Genomic DNA, 18812 nt, shown 5'->3' with positions numbered 1-18812 from the left:
AGGGTGACGTCGTCGACCACCAGGAGGGCGTCGCCCGTGGCCCCGGTCGCAGGCGCCGGGCTCTCCATCGTCTGCTCAGGCATCGGCAGCAGCCTCCTCGGCCTCGTTCTTGCGGTCGGCGAATTCTCGAGCACGTCTACGGCTGGGGACCAGGCCCTGCGGACGCAGCACCATCACCATCACCATCGCGACGCCGAACGCGAACGGACGCCAGTCCTGGAACTCGCGGAAGCGCTCAGGCAGGTAGGTGATCAGGAAGGCGCCGAGCATCGCGCCCCACATGTTGCCGGACCCGCCGATGACCACCATGGCCACGAAGAGGAACGACAGGTTGAGTGCGAAGCCCGTGGGTTCGACGTACGCCTGCTTGCTCGCGAACAGCAGGCCCGCGATGGCACCGATGGCCGCGCCCGTGGCGAAGGCCCACAGCTTGAACTTGAACGCGTTGACACCCATCACCGCGGCCGCGTCCTCGTCCTCGCGGATGGCGAGCCAACCACGCCCGACCCGGCTGTTCTCCAGGCGACGGGTGAAGAACATCAGCACCATCAGCACGCACAGTCCGATCCAGTACCAGTGGGTCGTCTCGATGGCGGAGAAGTAGTTCTCGCTGGGCTCGGGCGGCGAGGGTACGCCGATGATGCCGGCCGAGCCGTTGGTCACGCTGCTGACGTTGCGCGAGAGGATCCGGATGATCTCGCCGAAGCCCATCGTCACGATGGCGAGGTAGTCGCCGCGCAGTCGCAGGGTCGGGGCGCCGAGGATCACTCCTGCGGCCAGCGCGATGCCGAGCGCGATCGGGACACACGCGACGAACGGCACCGCCCAACCCTCCGACAGACCGAACCTCTCGGCGATGGCCTGGGTGACCGGCGACGACGGAGACCCGAAGATCGCCACCGAGTAGGCACCCAGGGCGTAGAAGCCGATGTAGCCCAGGTCGAGCAGACCGGCCAGACCGATCACGATGTTGAGGCCGATCGCCACGATCATGTAGATCACGATCAGGAACAGCACCCCGCCCCAGTCCGAGCCACCCGAGGTGAGGTCGGTGCGGATGTAGGCGAACGGCAAAACGTTGAGGTAGGGCAGGTAGAAGGCAAAAGACACGAGCAGCAGGACGATCGGCACCCTGCCCCACAGCGGCAGGTTGCTGAACCGGTCACCGATCCTGAGGCTCGGCAGACCGAGGAAACCGGACCTGCGTCCCTGGTCGGCGGGGTCCTGCGCGGAGTCGATGTCGTCACTCATGCGCGTGCCTTTCCGAGCGATTCACCCAACAGGCCGGTCGGGCGGAACATCAGGACCAGGACCAGCACCAAGAACGCGGTGACGTCGGCCCAGTTGGAGCTGAAGACGGCGGAGGCGTAGACCTCCACGATGCCCAGCAGGAGGCCACCGACAAGGGCACCGCGCAGGTTGCCGATCCCGCCGAGCACCGCGGCGGTGAACGCCTTGATGCCGATGATGAAGCCGATGTCGAACTTCGTGATGTCGAAGTTGATGGTGAACAACAGGCCGGCGACCCCGGCCATCGCACCACCCAGGATGAAGACCAGCATGATGACGCGGTCCTGGTTGACGCCCATGAGGGCGGCGGTGTCGGGGTCCTGCGCGACCGCGCGCACCCCGCGACCCAGGCGGCTCTTGTTCACGAAGAGGTCCAGCGCGAACATCATCAGCACCGCGCCCAGGATGATGAAGACCTGGACGTTGGTGATCCGGACGTCACCGATGGTCAGCAGCGTGTGCGTCTGGATCGGCGAGGGCACGTTGACCGGCGCGCGGCCGAACGGAGCGCCGAAGAAGACCTTGAGGACGTGGCCGAAGATCTCGACCAGCACCAGGGAGCAGCCGATGGCGGTGATGAGGAAGATGAGTGGCGGCGCGTTCTTCTTGCGCAGCGGCCGGTAGGCGATGCGTTCCACGGCCAGGGCCACGCTCGCGGAGCAGACGGCGGCCGCGACCAGCGCGGCCAGGGTCGCGAAGATGACCATCGGCATGGCCGACTCGCTGTCCGCCCCGAGGACGGTGTAGACGCCGAGCACCGTCCAGGTGCCGACCATGAAGACCTCGGAGTGCGCGAAGTTGATGAGGCGCAGCACGCCGTACACCATCGTGTAGCCGAGGGCGACCAGGGCGTAGATCGAGCCTCTGGTCAGACCATCCAGGGTGTTTCCACCCAGGTTGTCGATCAATGCGTTGAAGTCCATGTACCTCTCCCACGGGGGACCTGCTGCGACGTCACCGTCCGGTCAACCAGCGAGGCGGCCGAGCTTGCGCTCGACCGCCCCGTTGGTCATGTGTGCTTCGTCAGCTGAGCGAGATCTCCTGGTCCGGGACCAGCTTGCCGTCGACCACCTTGTAGGCCCAGATCACGACGTTCTCGACGGCGATGTCACCGTTCTCGTCGAACTTGAGCTGCTTGGTGAGGCCCTCGGAGTCGTAGTCGTCCACGAAGCTCTCGACCTCCTCGCGGGTGCGGGCGCCGTCGGCGAACGCGTCCAGGAAGATGGTCATCGCGTCGAAGCCCTCGGCCGCGTAGGCGCCGGGAGCGGCGCCGGTCTCGGCCTCGAAGTCGTCGGCGAAGGTGCCGTCCTCGATCGGGACGCAGGGGCAGGTGATGATCGCGCCCTCACCGGCCGCGCCGGCCGCCTTGCCGAAGTCGGCGCCGTACAGGCCGTCGCCGCCCACGAACGGGACGGTGATGCCGGCGTCACGCAGCTGCTTGAGCAGCGGCGCGGCCTCGGCGATGTAGCCGCCGTAGAAGATCGCGTCCGGCTTCGAGGAGTTGACCTTGGAGACGGTCGGGCTGAAGTCGGTCTGTGCGACCTGGGTCTTGTCGCTGGCGGTGACCAGGTCACCGAGCTCCGAGGAGACCTTGGCGGCCAGCGGCTCGCCGTAGGCGTCGGAGTTGTCGATCACGAAGACCTTCTTGGCGCCGATGACGTCACTGAGGTACTTCGCGATCGCGGCACCCTGCACGTCGTCGTAGCCGACCACGCGGTGGAAGACCGGGGACGGCTCCTCCTGGGTGAGGTCGGTCGCGGTGGCGGACTGGCTGATCATGGTCAGGCCGGCGTCGCCGTAGATGGCCTTGGTCGCGCGGGTCTCACCGGAGAACGCGCCGCCGATGACACCGAGGAAGGTGTCGTCGGTCGCCATCTTGGTGGCGACCGGGGTGGCCTTGGCCGGGTCACCCTCGGTGTCGAACTCGACGAGCTCGATGTTGCAGTCCTCGTTCTCGGCGCTCCACTGCTTCAGCGCGAGCTTGGCGCCGTCCACGGACGGGAGCACGATGCTGGAGTTGGCGCCGGAGAGCGCACCCATCACACCGATCTTGCCCTCGCAGGCGCCCCCTGAGGCCGCGCTGTCGCCGGTGTCCGTGGTGCCACAGGCGGATGCCGTGACGGTCAGGGCGAGTGCGACTGCACCCAGGCCCACTCGAGTGTTGATCCTCAAGGCGTTCTACCTCTCGTCAGGTCCCCGGCTCGACTACCGGGGGCACAGAGTTCAACGGAGAATGGCCACCCGCACACCGAGTCGAACGCGCCCCTCCGGTGCGGAAACGTACACCGCTGGGACCCCGCCTGTAAGCAACCTCAGCAACCACACCCCGAAACATGGCTAATCCGTTACCGAACCGAGTGCGGCCTCAGGAGGGCGTGGCGTTCCYGGGTCCGTGCTCGACAACTCCTTCGGCGACCTGGCGCATGGACAGGCGAAGATCCATCGCGGTCTTCTGGATCCAGCGGAAGGCGTCCGGCTCGGCGAGGCCGAGCTGCTCCTGGAGGACGGCCTTGGCCCGGTCGACGGCCTTGCGGGTCGCGAGGGACTCCGACAGGTCCGCGACCTCGCGCTCGAGGACCGCGATCTCAGCGAAGCGGCTGACCGCCATCTCGATGGCCGGCACCAGGTCGGTCCGTGAGAACGGCTTGACGAGGTAGGCCATGGCCCCGGCATCGCGCGCCCGCTCGACCAGGTCACGTTGCGAGAACGCCGTCAGGATCACGACCGGGGCGATCCTCGCGCCGGCGATGTGCTCGGCCGCGGCGATCCCGTCCAGGACCGGCATCCTGACGTCGGTGATCACGAGGTCGGGGCGCAGCTCCTCGGCGAGCTCGATCGCCCGCTGGCCGTCGCCGGCCTGGCCGACGACCTCGTAGCCCTCCTCCGCCAGCATCTCGGCCAGGTCCATGCGGATCAGGGCCTCGTCCTCGGCGATGACGACGCGTCGTACGGCGTCGGGAGTGTTGCTGGGCTGCGTCACGGCCGCAAGGCTAGTCCGATACGGTTTGCTCGCCGAACCGCCCCGGTAGCCCAATGGCAGAGGCGATGCTCTCAAACAGCATTCAGTGTGAGTTCGAATCTCACCCGGGGCACTCCGTCGCTGTCGGCGGTCGCTGGCACGGTGCTGACATGTACGACGCACCCGCGCGCAGGGCGGCCCTGGAGCTGATCGCCGGCGGGGCAAGCCTCAGCGAGGTTGCCCGCTCCACCGGCGTCCACCGCTCGACCCTCAGGGCGTGGGCCTCGGCCGGTGCTCCGATCGAGCTCGGGTGCTGCCGATGCTCCTTGCTCCATCCCGCCAACGGCGCCGCCTACTCGGCGCTCCTGGGCTTCTACCTGGGCGACGGGTGTGTGTCCACATTCCGACGGCGCACCACCTTGAGGGTCTCGTGCGATGCCGCGACGCCGGGGATCGTGGACGACGTCGTCCAGCTCGTGCACGCCGTCCGTCCGGCCGGCGGCGTGTTTCGGGTGAGGGCGCCCGGCGCCGTCGTCGTGTCCTCCAACTGGAAGCACTGGACCTGCCTGTTCCCCCAACACGGCCCGGGTCGCAAGCACGAGCGGCCGATCGTCCTCGCGGAGTGGCAGCGAGACGTGGTCACGGCCCACCCGGCGGACTTCCTGCGCGGGCTCTTCCACTCGGACGGCTGCCGGGCAAAGAACTGGGCCACTCGGACGGTGCGCGGCGAGTGGCGTCGCTACGAGTACCCGCGGTGGCAGTTCACGAACCGCTCCGACGGCATCCGCGCGCTCTGCTGCTGGGCCCTGGACCTGGTCGAGGTCCCCTGGCGGTCCTCGGGCGCCTGGGTGGTGTCGGTGTCGCGCCGTGAGGCCGTCGCCAGGCTCGACGCGATGATCGGGCCGAAGACCTGATCGCTGGCGACCCGCGCGGGCGGTGAGTCACCCACATTCCTGCGACCAAGAACGTGGGCCGGCCACCCCCATCCCGGCGCGTCCCTGAGACCCGCCCGACCAGCGGTGGGTCATCCACATTTCCACGCCCGGGAATGCGGCTCAGTCACCGCTCGGTCGGGGCGCCTGGTGACCCGCACGGGCGGTGAGTCACCCACATTCCTGCGACCATGAACGTGGGCCGGCCACCGCCATCCCGGCGCGTCGGGACGACCCGCCCGACCAGCGGTGGGTCAGCCACGTTCTCACGCCCGGGAATGCGGCTCAGTCACCGCTCGGTCGGGGCGCGCCGCCCGCCGCACGCGGTGCACGGATTCAGCGAGAGCGACGGTACGCCGGCGCGACGCCGTTGATCGCGTCGCCCATCCGGTGGATGCGCAGCGCGTTGGTGGAGCCGGGGATGCCGGGGGGCGAGCCGGCGATGATGACGACCAGGTCACCCTCGTCGACGCGACCGATGTGCAGCAACGCCTCGTCGACCTGACGCACCATCTCGTCGGTGTGCTCGACCTCGGCCCCCTGGAAGGTCTCCACACCCCACGTGAGCGCGAGCTGGGAGCGGGTGCGTCCCTCGGGGGTGAAGGCCAGGACGGGGATGGGTCCGCGGTAGCGAGAGAGCCGCTTGGCGGAGTCGCCGCTCACCGTGAACGCGACGAGGAACTTGGCGCCCACCGCCTCGGCGACCTCGGCCGCAGCCTTCGCGATGATGCCGCCGCGGGTGTGCGGCTGCCAGTCGATCGAGCGCATGTGGTGCAGCCCGTGGTCCTCGGTCGACTCGATGATGCGGGCCATCGTCTCCACCGCGGTGATGGGGAACTCCCCCACGCTCGTCTCGCCGGAGAGCATCACGGCGTCGGCGCCGTCGAGGACCGCGTTGGCGACGTCGCTGGCCTCGGCGCGCGTCGGAGCCGGGGAGCTGATCATCGACTCGAGCATCTGGGTCGCCACGATCACCGGCTTGGCGAAGCGGCGGGCCTGCTCGACGATGCGCTTCTGGTGGATCGGCACGTCCTCGAGCGGGCACTCCACGCCGAGGTCGCCGCGCGCGACCATCAGGCCGTCGAAGGCGTCCACGATCTCGTCGATGTTGTCGATCGCCTGGGGCTTCTCGATCTTGGCGATGACGGGGATGACGATCCCCTCCTCGCGCATGACCTTGCGCACGTCCTCGGCGTCCTCGGCGCTGCGCACGAAGCTCAGGGCGATGAAGTCGACGCCGAGGCGCAGCGCCCAGCGCAGGTCCTCGGTGTCCTTGTCCGACAGGGCCGGCACGGACACGGCGACGCCGGGCAGGTTGATGCCCTTGTTGTTGCTGGCCTTGCCGCCGACCTCCACCTCGGTGACCACGTCGGTCTTGCTGACGTCGACCACCCGGAGCCGCAGCTTGCCGTCGTCGATGAGGATCGGGTCACCGACCTTCACGTCGCCGGGCAGCCCGGAGTACGTCGTCCCGCAGACGTCCACGTCGCCGGGGACGTCGCGCGTGGTGATGGTGAACCGCGCGCCCCGCTTGAGCTTGACGGGGCCGTCGGCGAAGGTCGCCAGCCGGATCTTGGGGCCCTGGAGGTCGGCGAAGATGCCCACCCCGTGACCCGTCTCGTCGCTCGCCCGACGGACCAGGCGGTAGGCGACCTCGTGGTCGGCGTACTCGCCGTGGCTCATGTTCAGGCGGGCGACATCCATGCCGGCATTGACCAGCTCACGGACACGCTCGGGGGTGGACACCGCTGGGCCGAGGGTGCAGACGATCTTGGCTCTACGCACACCCCGACCCTAGCGGATCTTTGATCGATCCAAAGTCCCCGTCCGATGAATGTCGGACGACCGGCGTCAGACGACCAGGGGTCGGTCGGTCGGCCGGATCGGCGCCGGCAGAGTCGTCGAGCCGGTGAGCCACGTGTCCACGGCCGCGGCGGCCGCACGGCCCTCCGCGATGGCCCACACGATCAGCGACTGCCCACGACCGACGTCACCGGCCACGAACACCCCGTCCACGCTCGAGGCGTACGCCGCATCGCGTGCGACGTTGCCCCGCTGGTCGAGGTCCACGCCGAGCTGCTCGACGATCCCGGGCTGCTCCGGCCCGGTGAAGCCCATGGCGAAGAGCACCAGCTGGGCCGGGATCTCGCGCTCGGTGCCCTCGACCGGCTGGAACGACGAGTCGACCTCGATCAGGCGCAGCCCGGAGACGTGGCCGTCGTCGTCACCGAGGAACTCCTGGGTGGAGACGGCGTACATCCGGTCCCCGCCCTCCTCGTGGGCCGAGGAGACCTTGAAGGTCATCGGGTAGGTCGGCCACGGCTGGCCCTCGGGGCGGTCCTCCGGCGGCTGGGCCATGATCTCGAGCTGGGTGATCGAGCGCGCGCCCTGGCGGATCGACGTACCCAGGCAGTCGGCGCCGGTGTCGCCGCCGCCGATGATCACCACGTCCTTGCCCGTGGCGGTGATCTGACCCTCGACCTCCTCGCCGAGGGCGACCCGGTTGGCCTGCGGGAGGAACTCCATGGCCTGGTGGATCCCACCGAGCTCGCGCCCGGTGACGGGCAGGTCGCGGGCCTGGGTGGCGCCCATGGCGAGCACCACGGCGTCGTACCGCTCCGTGAGCTGCTCCCCCGTCAGCGTGGTGCCCACGTCGACCCCGGCGCGGAAGACGGTGCCCTCGCGGCGCATCTGGTCCAGGCGCCGGTCGAGGTGCTTCTTCTCCATCTTGAACTCGGGGATGCCGTAGCGCAGCAGGCCGCCGATCTTGTCGGCCCGCTCGTAGACGGCGACCGTGTGGCCGGCGCGGGTGAGCTGCTGGGCCGCGGCGAGCCCGGCAGGACCGGAGCCGATCACGGCGACCGTGCGGCCCGAGAGCCACTCCGGCGGCTGGGGCCGGACGGCGCCGGACTCCCACGCGCGGTCGATGATCGAGACCTCGACGTTCTTGATCGTCACCGGGTCCTGGTTGATGCCCAGGACGCAGGCGGTCTCGCACGGCGCCGGGCACAGCCGCCCGGTGAACTCCGGGAAGTTGTTGGTCGCGTGGAGGCGCTCGATCGCACCGTCCCAGTCGTCACGCCACACGAGGTCGTTCCACTCGGGGATGATGTTGCCCAGCGGGCAGCCCTGGTGGCAGAACGGGATGCCGCAGTCCATGCAGCGGCCCGCCTGGGTGGTGATGATCGGCAGCAGGGCGCGGCCGATCCCGTCCGGGTAGACCTCGTTCCAGTCGTGCACCCGCTCCTCGACGACGCGTCGCGTGGCAACCTCGCGCCCGTTCTTCAGAAAACCCTTGGGGTCAGCCATGAAGGACCTCCATGATCCGTGCGTTCGCCTGGTCCTCGTCGAGGCCCTCCGCGAGGGCCTCCGCGCGGGCGTCCAGCACTCGCTTGTAGTCGCGGGGCATCACCTCGGTGAAGCGGCCCAGCGCCGTGTCCCAGTCCTCCAGCAGGGCCGAGGCGACCGTCGAGCCGGTCTCCTCCGCGTGCCGGGTGACGATGTCCTTGAGCTCGGTGGCCGCGTCATCGGTGACGGGACCGAGGTCGACCAGCTCGGGGTTGACCCGGCCCTCGTCGAGGTCGAGCACGAAGGCGTAGCCACCGGACATGCCGGCGGCGAAGTTGCGCCCGGTCGGGCCGAGGACGAGCACGACCCCACCGGTCATGTACTCGCAGCCGTGGTCGCCGACGCCCTCCACCACCGCGGTCGCGCCGGAGTTGCGCACGCAGAAGCGCTCGCCGGCCTGGCCGCGGAGGTAGACCTCGCCCGAGGTCGCGCCGTACGCGATCGTGTTGCCCGCGATGATCTGCTCGCTGGCCTCGAACGTCGCCGCCCGGTCGGGCCGTACGACGATGCGTCCGCCCGAGAGCCCCTTGCCGACGTAGTCGTTGGCGTCGCCCTCGAGGCGCAGGGTGATGCCCCGCGGCACGAAGGCACCGAACGACTGGCCCGCGGAGCCGGTGAAGGTGATGTCGATGGTGCCGTCGGGCAGGCCCTCGCCGCGGTAGCGCTTGGTCACCTCGTGGCCGAGGATCGTGCCCACCGTGCGGTTGACGTTGCGCACCGCCACCTGGGCGCGGATGGGCTCGCCGTCCTCGAGCGCCGGGGCCGCGAGCTTGACGAGCTCGTTGTCCAGCGCCTTGTCGAGGCCGTGGTCCTGACCGTGCGTGCAGCGCAGGTCCTGGTCCTCGAACTGGCCGAACTCGCCCGAGCGCGAGGCCTGGTGCAGGACCGGCGTCAGGTCGAGGCCGGCGGCCTTCCAGTGGTCGACGGCCCGGGCCACGTCGAGCGACCCCACCCGGCCCACGGCCTCGTCGAGGCTGCGGAAGCCGAGCTCGGCGAGCAGCTCGCGCACCTCCTCGGCGATGTAGGTGAAGAAGTTGACGACGTACTCCGCCTTGCCGTTGAAGCGCTCGCGCAGGACGGGGTTCTGCGTCGCCACGCCCACCGGGCAGGTGTCGAGGTGGCAGACCCGCATCATGATGCAGCCGCTGACCACCAGCGGGGCGGTGGCGAAGCCGTACTCCTCAGCACCCAGCAGGGCAGCGATCACGACGTCGCGGCCGGTCTTGAGCTGGCCGTCGGCCTGCACCACGATCCGGTCGCGAAGGCCGTTGAGGAGCAGCGTCTGCTGGGTCTCGGCGAGGCCGAGCTCCCAGGGACCGCCCGCGTGCTTGAGCGAGGTGAGCGGCGAGGCACCGGTGCCGCCGTCGTGGCCGGAGATGAGCACCACGTCCGCGTGCGCCTTGGACACCCCTGCCGCGACCGTGCCGACACCGACCTCGGACACGAGCTTGACGTGCACGCGCGCGCTCGGGTTGGCGTTCTTGAGGTCGTGGATCAGCTGCGCCAGGTCCTCGATCGAGTAGATGTCGTGGTGCGGCGGCGGGCTGATGAGGCCGACACCCGGCGTCGAGTGCCGGGTCTTGGCCACCCATGGGTAGACCTTGTGGCCGGGCAGCTGACCGCCCTCGCCGGGCTTGGCGCCCTGCGCCATCTTGATCTGGATGTCGTCGGCGTTGGTGAGGTACTCCGACGTGACGCCGAAGCGGCCCGACGCGACCTGCTTGATCGAGCTGCGCCGCTCCGGGTCGTGGAGACGGTCGGCGTCCTCGCCGCCCTCGCCGGTGTTGGACTTGCCGCCCAGCCGGTTCATGGCGATCGCCAGGGTCTCGTGCGCCTCCTGGCTGATGGAGCCGTAGGACATGGCGCCGGTCGAGAAGCGCTTGACGATCTCGGAGACCGGCTCGACCTCGTCGATGCTGATCGACGGACGGCCGGTGGCCTCGCCGTCCTTGAAGCGGAACAGCCCGCGCAGCGTCATCAGCCGCTCCGACTGCTCGTTGACGCGCGAGGTGTACTGCCGGAAGACCTCGTAGCTGCCCGACCGGGTCGCGTGCTGGAGCCGGAAGACCGTCTCGGGGTCGAACAGGTGCGGCTCGCCCTCGCGACGCCACTGGTACTCGCCGCCGATCTCGAGCTCGCGGTGGGCCGGCGCGATGCCGCCGCGCGGGTACGCCGATGCGTGCCGGCGGGCGACCTCCTCGGCGATGGTGTCGAGCTCGATGCCGCCGAGCTTGGAGGTGGTGCCGGTGAAGTACCGGTCCACGACCGCCTGGGACAGTCCGACGGCCTCGAAGATCTGCGCGCCGGTGTAGGACGCGACGGTGGAGACGCCCATCTTGGACATCACCTTGAGGACGCCCTTGCCCAGGCCCTTGATGAGGTTGGCGACGGCCTTCTCGGGCTCGGCCTTGACGTAGTAGCCCTCCCGCGCCAGGTCCTCGACGGACTCCATGGCGAGGTAGGGGTTCACCGCCGCCGCGCCGTAGCCGACGAGCAGGGCCACGTGGTGGACCTCGCGGACGTCCCCGGCCTCGACGAGGAGCCCTACCTGGGTGCGGGTCTTCTGCCGAACCAGGTGGTGGTGGACCGCCCCGGTCAGCAGCAGCGACGGGATCGGGGCCAGATCGGCGGTGGAGTGCCGGTCGGAGAGCACGATGATCCGCGCTCCCCCGGCGATGGCCTCCGAGACCTCGGCACAGATCTCGTCGAGGCGCTCGGCCAGCGCCCGCCCGCCGCCCGCGACGTCGTACAGGCCGCGCGAGACGTGGGTGATGAAGCCGGGCATGTCGCCGTCACGGTTGATGTGGCGGATCTTGGCCAGGTCGTCGTTGGAGATCACCGGGAACGGCAGCACCACCTGGCGGCACGACGCGGGCGTCGGCTGGAGCAGGTTGGCCTCGGGCCCGATCGTGCCGCTCAGCGAGGTGACGAGCTCCTCGCGGATGGCGTCCAGCGGGGGGTTGGTGACCTGGGCGAAGAGCTGCGCGAAGTAGTCGAACAGCAGCCGTGGCTTGTCGCTCAGCGCCGCGATGGGGGTGTCGGTGCCCATCGAGCCGAGCGTCTCGGCGCCGGTGTTGGCCATCGGCGTGAGCAGGACGCGCAGCTCCTCCTCGGTGTAGCCGAAGATCTGCTGGCGTCGCTTCACCGAGGCGTGCGTGTGCACGATGTGCTCGCGGTCGGTGACGTCGTCGAGGTGGATCAGACCGGCGTGCAGCCACTCGTCGTACGGGTGCTCGGCGGCCAGCTCGGACTTGATCTCCTCGTCCTCGATGATGCGGTGCTCGTCGGTGTCGACGAGGAACATCCGGCCCGGCTGCAGGCGACCCTTGCGGACCACCGTCGCGGGGTCGATGTCCAGGACGCCGACCTCGGAGGCGAGGACGACGAGCCCGTCGTCGGTCACCCAGTAGCGCGAGGGGCGCAGGCCGTTGCGGTCGAGCACGGCGCCGATCTGCGAGCCGTCGGTGAACACGACGCAGGCAGGGCCGTCCCACGGCTCCATCATCGAGGAGTGGAACTCGTAGAAGGCGCGACGCTTGCGGTCCATCTCGGCGTGGTTCTCCCACGCCTCGGGGATCATCATGAGCACCGAGTGGGGCAGCGAGCGCCCGCCCATGTGCAGCAGCTCGAGGACCTCGTCGAACGAGGCCGAGTCGGAGCTGCCGGGCGTGCAGATCGGGAAGAGCCGCTCGAGGTCGCCGGGGATGAGGTCGCTGGACAGCAGCGCCTCGCGGGCCCGCATCCAGTTGCGGTTGCCCATCACGGTGTTGATCTCGCCGTTGTGCGCGATGAACCGGAACGGGTGCGCCAGCGGCCAGCTCGGGAACGTGTTGGTCGAGAAGCGCGAGTGCACGACCGCCATCGCCGAGGCCACGCGCTCGTCGACGAGGTCGGGGAAGAAGTGGTCGAGCTGGTCGGTGGTCAGCATCCCCTTGTAGGCCAGCGTGCGCGAGGAGAGCGACGGGAAGTAGACGCCCGTCTCGTGCTCGGCGCGCTTGCGCAGGCAGAAGGCGAGCCGCTCCAGGGCCATGCCGCTGACGCGGGTGCCGGCGCCTGCGACGAAGAGCTGCACGAACCTGGGCATCACGCTGATCGCGGTGGCACCCAGCGTCGACGGGTCGACGGGGACCTCGCGCCAGCCCAGGACGGACAGGCCCTCCTCGGTGGCGATCTCCTCGATCCGCCGGCGCGCGTCGCCCACGACGGTCTCGTCGCCGGGGATGAACGCCGTCCCGACGGCGTAGCTGCGCTGYGGGGGGAGGTCGAAGTCGACCACGTCACGCAGGAACGCGTCGGGCACCTGCATGAGGATGCCCGCACCGTCGCCGGAGTTGGTCTCGGCGCCGGCGGCGCCGCGGTGGTCGAGGTTGCGAAGCGCGGTGAGCGCCTTGGCAACGATGTCGTGGCTGGCAACGCCGGTCAGGGTGGCCACGAACGCCACGCCACACGCATCGTGCTCGTGGCGGGGGTCGTAGAGCCCTTGGGGCGGCGGGATGGCGTGCATCAGGCTTTCTCCCGTCGTCGTGCTGGACACCGCTCAGCGGTGCATCTGCGGATCCAGTGAGTGGACATCCAGTTGTGGACATGGCGATCGGCAGGGGACGACGTTGGCCCGCGCGTCGGGAAATCTATCACCGGCCGCGCCACGAGGTGAGACGACGATCTCAGCCCTCAGACGCCTCCGGGGCGACCGCGGACGGCTCGTCGGTGTCCGGCTCGCGGGTGTAGACGGTCTCCTCGCGCCCGGGACGCTTCACCGTGGCCCACAGGAAGTAGGCGGCGGCGAGCACGAACAGCACGATCGACGTCCAGACGTTGAAGCGCAGTCCGCCCACGTCGATGAGCTGCACGTCGTCGATGCGCAGGTTCTCGATCCAGCCGCGGCCGAGCGTGTAGAGCATCACGTAGAGGGCGGCCACCCGCCCGAAGCCCAGGCGGAGGCGGCTGTCGAGCCAGATCAGGAGGCCGAAGGCGCCGAGGTTCCACAGGCACTCGTAGAGGAACGTCGGGTGGTACGTCGCGACGTCCGGGTAGGCGTCCGGCCGGTGGGCCGGGTCGATCTCCAGGCCCCAGGGCAGGTCGGTGGGCCGGCCGTAGAGCTCCTGGTTGAACCAGTTGCCCCACCGCCCGATCGCCTGGGCGACGAGGACGCCGGGGGCGATCGCGTCGAGCATGGGGAGCAGCTTGATGTGGTGTCGCCTGGCACCGATCATCACGCCCACGGCACCGAGGGCGATGGCCCCCCAGATGCCGAGCCCGCCGCGCCACACGTAGAGCGCGGCGACGGGGTCGCGGCCCTCGCCGAAGTAGAGCTGCCAGTCGGTGACGACGTGGTAGAGCCGCCCGCCGACGAGGCCGAAGGGCACTCCCCAGATCGCCAGGTCGCTGATCTCCCCGGCACGGCCGCCGCGGGCGATCCAGCGGCGCTCGCCGATCCAGATGGCGACCACGATCCCCAGGATGATGCTCAGGGCGTAGCCACGGACGGGCAGCGGTCCGAGGTACCAGATGCCCTGGCTGGGGCTCGGGATGGACCAGAGGACGATCTCGGGCAGGGTCATGACTCGCTCAGGAGGGTCTCGATGTCGGAGCGGAACTGGGCGGCGGAGGTCTCGTGGCCCCAGAAGACCGGGGCCTGGTCCTCGGCGTCGATGCCGATGACCTGGGTGCCGTGGGTGACGTCGTACCCCCCGCTGGGGAGCTTGTCGCCCTTCTCGACGGCGATGCCCAGCGGCTTGGCCACCGTGCTGATCGTGTCGAGCGGACCGGTGAGGCCGACGTAGCCGTCGGCGTACTGGTCGAGGTAGGCGGCGAGCACGTCCGGGTCGTCGCGGGACGGGTCGGTGGTGACGAAGACGACGTCCACCTTGTCGCGGTCGGCGTCGTCCAGCTGGGTGAGGCCGGTGGTGAGGTTGGACATCACCAGGCCGCAGATGTCGGGGCAGTGCGTGTAGCCGAAGAAGACGAGCGTCAGCGGCTTGTCGGTGTCGTCGGCGAGGCTGTACGGCGCGCCGGCGGTGTCGGTGAGCTGCTGCCCGTCCACCTCGAAGGGCGGGTCGAGCACCGTGCCGGAGAACGCCGCACCGTTGCCCGACGAGCCGCCGCAGCCGGCGAGCAGGACGGCCGAGAGCACCGCGGTGATGAGCGGGGCGAGCACGCCGCCTCGGGTCCTACGCACCCCGCACTCCCCGCGCCAGGTCCTCGGTGAGCGTCCGCAGCGCGGCGATCCCGGCGGCCGGGTCGTCGGCGTGGTCGAGGAGCGTGCGCACGAAGGCGGACCCCACGATGACGCCGTCGGCGTAGGAGGCCACCTCGGCCGCCTGGTCGCCGGTGCTGACGCCCAGGCCGACGCAGACCGGGAGGTCGGTGGTGGCCTTGGTGCGCGCCACGAGCGGCCCGGCCAGGTCGCTCGTGGTGGTCCGGGCACCGGTGACGCCCATGACCGCGGTGGCGTAGACGAAGCCGCGGCACGCGGCGGTCGTCATGGCGACGCGCTCCTCGGTGCTGCTGGGGGCGACCAGGAAGACCTTGTCGAGGCCGTGGGCGTCGGCGGCGGCGATCCACTCGGCCCCGGAGTCGGGGGTGAGGTCGGGCGTGATGAGGCCCGCTCCCCCGGCGGCCGCCAGGTCCGCGGCGAACCGCTCCACCCCGTAGCGCTCGACCGGGTTCCAGTAGGTCATCACCACGGTGGGCGTGCCGGTCGCGGCCACCGCCTCCACCACGTGCATGACGTCGCTCGTGCGGGTGCCCGCCTCGAGGGCGGCCTGGGCGGCCGCCTGGATGGTGGGGCCGTCCATCACCGGGTCGCTGTAGGGCAGGCCGATCTCGATGACGTCGCAGCCGGCGTCGACCATGGCCCTGATGGCCTCGATCGAGCCCTCGACGCTCGGGTAGCCGGCGGGCAGGTAGCCGATCAGGGCGGCCCGGCCCTCGGCCTTCGCGGACGCGAAGGCGGTGGCCGTGGTCGCGCTCACGCAGGGTCTCCGGTCTCGTCGTCGGCCTCGCCGAGCTTGAACCACTCGGTGGCGGTGCCCATGTCCTTGTCGCCGCGACCGCTGAGGTTGATGAGGATGGTCGCGTCGGGGCCCTTCTCGGCAGCCAGCTCGCGGGCCACGTCCATCGCGCCGGCGATGGCGTGCGCGGACTCGATCGCCGGGATGATCCCCTCGGTGCGGGCCAGCAGGGCCAGCGCGTCCATCGCCTCGGTGTCGGTCACCGGTCGGTACGTCGCCCGGCCGGTCTGGGCGAGGTGCGCGTGCTGCGGCCCGACGCCCGGGTAGTCCAGCCCGGCCGAGATCGAGTGCGACTCGACGGTCTGCCCGTCCGCGTCCTGCAGGACGTAGGTACGGGCACCGTGCAGCACGCCCGAGGCACCGGCGTGGATGGTGGCCGCGTGGCGCGGGGTGTCGACGCCGTCGCCTCCCGGCTCGAAGCCGAAGATCTTCACGTCCTCGTCCTCGAGGAAGGCGGTGAACAGGCCGATGGCGTTGGACCCGCCGCCGACGCAGGCGGCGATGGCGTCCGGCAGGGCGCCGTACTGCTCGAGGCACTGCGCGCGGGCCTCGTCGCCGATGCCACGGGTGAAGTCGCGCACCATGCTGGGGAAGGGGTGCGGTCCGGCGGCGGTGCCGAAGAGGTACGCCGTGTGGTCGACGCTGGCGACCCAGTCGCGCAGCGCCTCGTTGATCGCGTCCTTGAGCGTGGCGCTGCCGGAGTCGACCGCGACGACCTTGGCGCCGAGCAGGTGCATCCGGGCGACGTTGAGCGCCTGGCGGCGGGTGTCGACCGAGCCCATGTAGACGGTGCAGTCGAGCCCGAAGTAGGCCGCCGCGGTGGCGCTGGCGACGCCGTGCTGTCCGGCGCCCGTCTCGGCGATCACGCGCTTCTTGCCCATCCGGCGGGTGAGCAGCGCCTGGCCGAGGACGTTGCGGATCTTGTGGGCCCCGGTGTGGTTGAGGTCCTCGCGCTTGAGCAGGATCCGGGCGCCGACCTGCCGGGAGAGCCGCTCGGCGTGGTAGAGCCGGCTCGGGGTGCCGGCGTAGTCGCGGCAGATCGCCTCGAACTCGGCGACGAACTCCGGGTCGGCCATCGCGTCGTGCCAGGCCTGGGTCAGCTCGTCGAGGGCGGCGACGAGCGCCTCGGGCATGAAGCGCCCACCCCACGTGCCGCCGTAGTAGCCCTGCTCGTCGGCGTCGTACCGGCTGACCTGCTGGCTCATCGCTTCACTCCTGTCATGGTGCGTACGGCGGCCGTGGGGTCGCCGTCCCGGACGAGCGCCTCGCCGACGAGCACGGCGCGGGCGCCCTCGCCCACGAACCGCGTCACGTCGTCGGGGCCACTGATGCCCGACTCGGCCACCAGCACCCGGTCCTCGGGGACGAGGGGGGCGAGGCGGCCGAAGGTGTCGTTGTCGACCGCGAGGGTCTTGAGGTTGCGGGCGTTGACGCCGACCAGCTCGGCCCCGAGCGCCACCGCGCGTTCCGTCTCGGCCTCGTCGTGGACCTCGACGAGCACGGTCAGGCCGAGCTCGCGGGCCTCGTCGTGGAGGCGACGCAGGTCGTCGTCGTCGAGCGCCGCCACGATCAGCAGCGCGAGGTCGGCGCCCGCCGCACGGGCCTCGACGAGCTGGTAGCTCGCCACGATGAAGTCCTTGCGCAGGATCGGGGTGTCGACCGCGGCCCGGACCGCCACGAGGTCGTCCAGCGAGCCGCCGAAGCGCCTGCGCTCGGTGAGCACCGAGATGGCGGCGGCACCGCCGGCGGCGTACGCCGTGGCGAGCGCGGCGGGATCGGGGATGTCGGCCAGCTCGCCCTTGCTGGGGCTCTTGCGCTTCACCTCGGCGATGACGCTCGAGCCGGAGTCGCGGAAGTGCGGCATCGGGTCGCGGGCCGCTTCGACGTCGGCCAGTGCGGCACGGACGTCGGCGAGCGGCCGGGCGGCCTCGCGACCGGCGAGGTCCTCGCGGACGCCGACGATGATCTGGTCGAGCACGGACATGGGGACAACCCTCTCACTCCACCGGTGGCGGGGCCGACGGTGGCTCAGGCCGCGAGCCAGGACCCGGGCACGTTGCGCGCGACGGTGAACACCGCGACCACGGCGAGCCCCGTCATCCACGCGGCCGAGGGCACGACCAGGGGCCGCATCGCGTCTCCCCCGCGCCAGGTCACGACGACCCGGCGCCACCAGAAGGCGATCACGACCGGCAGGGCCGCCACGAGCAGCAGGTTGCTCGACGCGGCGGCGCCGATGTCGAGCCGGGTGAGGTCGTGCACCGCACGCAGGCTGCCGCACAGCGGACAGTCGAGGTGCGTCAGCAGCCTGGTGGGGCACCAACCCCAGCTGCCGGGCCGGTGCGGGTCACGGACGGCCAGCGCGATCGTCCCGAGCACGACGAGGACCGCCGCACCGAGCGGACCGGCGAGGCGCCGGGCCCGACCCGTCATCGGCTCGGGCCCTCGGAGTCGGACGGGGTGGGTCAGTGCGGGTCGCCGTGGAAGCCGAGCTTGGCCATCACGAGGAACAGCGGCAGCGCGACGGCGCCGAGCGCGATGCCGACCCAGAAGATCGGCATGCTGACCGGCGAGAGCATCAGGGCGATCGAGCCGACGAGGAAGCCGAGCATGGCCACGCCGACCGCGGTCCACGCAGCGGGGGTGTTGCCGTGGTTGTTGGCCATGGATGCTCCTTGGGGCGTGCGGCGATGGTGCGCGTCGGACGGACTCGACCGGTGACCCGGTCGGTCGTCGCTCAGTCTAGGGGCCGCTGTCGGTCGGTCGGGTCATGACCCTCGTCGAGGGCCTTCCAGATCTCCAGGTTGCCCTCCGGGTCCACGGGGGCGCCCTCCCCGGCCGGGGAGTCGTAGCGTTGTCCCATCTCTGGCCAGCCGGGGACGAGGCGCACGGCGAGCACCGTGGTGACCACGCACCCGACGGCGGCGACGCAGGCGGCGGCGTACCAAGCCGTGAAGTGGACCGAGGCCGTGTCGGCCCCCGAGGCGGTCCTGAGCTGGTCGGCCACCGAGTCCTGGAGGGTGAAGAGCGCCCAGACCGTGGTGACGAGCAGACCCACCGACGACAGCGCGGCCACGGCCATCACGATGCGGCGGAAGCGGCCGCGGGTGACGAGCACGACGCCCCAGCCGGCCAGCACGACGAGGCTGAGCGCGCCGGCGAGCGGCATCTCGCCGATGCCGTCGGCCACCGCGGCGCCCAGGACGGCCGCGTCCCCGGCGGTCTCGGTGCTCAGCTGGCCCGACGTGCCCTCGACCCACGGGCTGGTGC

At 70.6% G+C, this 18812-nt stretch carries 16 protein-coding genes and 1 tRNA gene; 2 read left to right on the top strand and 15 right to left on the bottom strand.

The window, feature by feature from the left end:
* Positions 1 to 75: 75 nt before the first annotated feature.
* The 4 genes from AC1DQF_RS17705 to AC1DQF_RS17690 form a co-directional block, all read right to left on the bottom strand.
* The gene (locus AC1DQF_RS17705; protein WP_477526542.1) at positions 76 to 1251 is read right to left on the bottom strand and encodes a branched-chain amino acid ABC transporter permease; all 1176 of its coding nucleotides are present in this window, start codon (positions 1249 to 1251) and stop codon (positions 76 to 78) included.
* Complete coding sequence (locus tag AC1DQF_RS17700) at positions 1248 to 2213, bottom strand: branched-chain amino acid ABC transporter permease (protein WP_477526541.1); 966 nt, start codon at positions 2211 to 2213, stop codon at positions 1248 to 1250. Before AC1DQF_RS17700 ends, AC1DQF_RS17705 begins: the two co-directional genes overlap by 4 nt.
* 100 nt (positions 2214 to 2313) lie before the next feature.
* Complete coding sequence (locus AC1DQF_RS17695; protein WP_477526540.1) at positions 2314 to 3462, bottom strand: branched-chain amino acid ABC transporter substrate-binding protein; 1149 nt, start codon at positions 3460 to 3462, stop codon at positions 2314 to 2316.
* A gap of 193 nt (positions 3463 to 3655) precedes the next feature.
* The gene (locus tag AC1DQF_RS17690) at positions 3656 to 4270 is read right to left on the bottom strand and encodes an ANTAR domain-containing response regulator (RefSeq protein WP_477526539.1); all 615 of its coding nucleotides are present in this window, start codon (positions 4268 to 4270) and stop codon (positions 3656 to 3658) included.
* Positions 4271 to 4309: 39 nt separating this feature from the next.
* Here AC1DQF_RS17690 and AC1DQF_RS17685 point away from each other — a divergent pair.
* Together AC1DQF_RS17685 and AC1DQF_RS17680 are read left to right on the top strand one after the other, a co-directional pair.
* A tRNA-Leu gene (locus AC1DQF_RS17685) sits at positions 4310 to 4382 on the top strand.
* A gap of 37 nt (positions 4383 to 4419) precedes the next feature.
* Positions 4420 to 5163 (top strand): transcriptional regulator, encoded by a 744-nt coding sequence (locus AC1DQF_RS17680; protein WP_477526538.1) that lies wholly within the window; start codon positions 4420 to 4422, stop codon positions 5161 to 5163.
* Positions 5164 to 5517: 354 nt separating this feature from the next.
* Here the strand turns inward: AC1DQF_RS17680 and pyk are convergent, their stop codons facing one another.
* The 11 genes from pyk to AC1DQF_RS17625 form a co-directional block, all read right to left on the bottom strand.
* Positions 5518 to 6966, bottom strand: coding sequence for a pyruvate kinase (pyk, locus tag AC1DQF_RS17675; RefSeq protein WP_477526537.1), 1449 nt, complete (start codon positions 6964 to 6966; stop codon positions 5518 to 5520).
* A 66-nt stretch (positions 6967 to 7032) separates the two neighbouring features.
* Positions 7033 to 8490 carry a glutamate synthase subunit beta gene (locus AC1DQF_RS17670; protein ID WP_477526536.1) on the bottom strand — a complete coding sequence of 486 codons (1458 nt, stop codon included), beginning with the start codon at positions 8488 to 8490 and terminating at the stop codon, positions 7033 to 7035.
* Entirely contained in the window at positions 8483 to 13033 is a 4551-nt protein-coding gene (gltB, locus tag AC1DQF_RS17665; protein WP_477526535.1) for a glutamate synthase large subunit, read from the bottom strand. The genes AC1DQF_RS17670 and gltB overlap by 8 nt, the downstream gene beginning before the upstream one ends.
* Before the next feature lie 160 nt (positions 13034 to 13193).
* On the bottom strand, positions 13194 to 14090 hold the full coding sequence (gene lgt, locus AC1DQF_RS17660; protein WP_477526534.1) for a prolipoprotein diacylglyceryl transferase: 897 nt from the start codon (positions 14088 to 14090) through the stop codon (positions 13194 to 13196).
* Positions 14087 to 14707 carry an SCO family protein gene (locus AC1DQF_RS17655; RefSeq protein WP_477526533.1) on the bottom strand — a complete coding sequence of 207 codons (621 nt, stop codon included), beginning with the start codon at positions 14705 to 14707 and terminating at the stop codon, positions 14087 to 14089. Before AC1DQF_RS17655 ends, lgt begins: the two co-directional genes overlap by 4 nt.
* A complete protein-coding gene (gene trpA, locus AC1DQF_RS17650; protein WP_477526532.1) occupies positions 14700 to 15503 on the bottom strand; it encodes a tryptophan synthase subunit alpha in 804 nt (267 codons plus the stop codon). The genes AC1DQF_RS17655 and trpA overlap by 8 nt, the downstream gene beginning before the upstream one ends.
* The gene (trpB, locus tag AC1DQF_RS17645) at positions 15500 to 16747 is read right to left on the bottom strand and encodes a tryptophan synthase subunit beta (RefSeq protein ID WP_477526531.1); all 1248 of its coding nucleotides are present in this window, start codon (positions 16745 to 16747) and stop codon (positions 15500 to 15502) included. Before trpB ends, trpA begins: the two co-directional genes overlap by 4 nt.
* A complete protein-coding gene (gene trpC / locus AC1DQF_RS17640) occupies positions 16744 to 17526 on the bottom strand; it encodes an indole-3-glycerol phosphate synthase TrpC (RefSeq protein ID WP_477526530.1) in 783 nt (260 codons plus the stop codon). The genes trpB and trpC overlap by 4 nt, the downstream gene beginning before the upstream one ends.
* Before the next feature lie 44 nt (positions 17527 to 17570).
* Positions 17571 to 17975, bottom strand: coding sequence for a DUF2752 domain-containing protein (locus tag AC1DQF_RS17635; RefSeq protein ID WP_477526529.1), 405 nt, complete (start codon positions 17973 to 17975; stop codon positions 17571 to 17573).
* Between the two features lie 32 nt (positions 17976 to 18007).
* Positions 18008 to 18208, bottom strand: a complete 201-nt coding sequence (locus AC1DQF_RS17630; RefSeq protein WP_477526528.1) for an HGxxPAAW family protein — start codon at positions 18206 to 18208, stop codon at positions 18008 to 18010.
* A 71-nt stretch (positions 18209 to 18279) separates the two neighbouring features.
* Positions 18280 to 18812 (bottom strand): Trp biosynthesis-associated membrane protein (locus tag AC1DQF_RS17625; protein ID WP_477526527.1); only part of this gene is annotated, 533 nt, incomplete at its 5' end.

It is taken from the genome of Nocardioides sp. P4_G4 (assembly GCF_056401085.1).
Note: the sequence above shows the minus strand (reverse complement) of the source record. Positions and strands in the feature narration are given on the sequence as shown.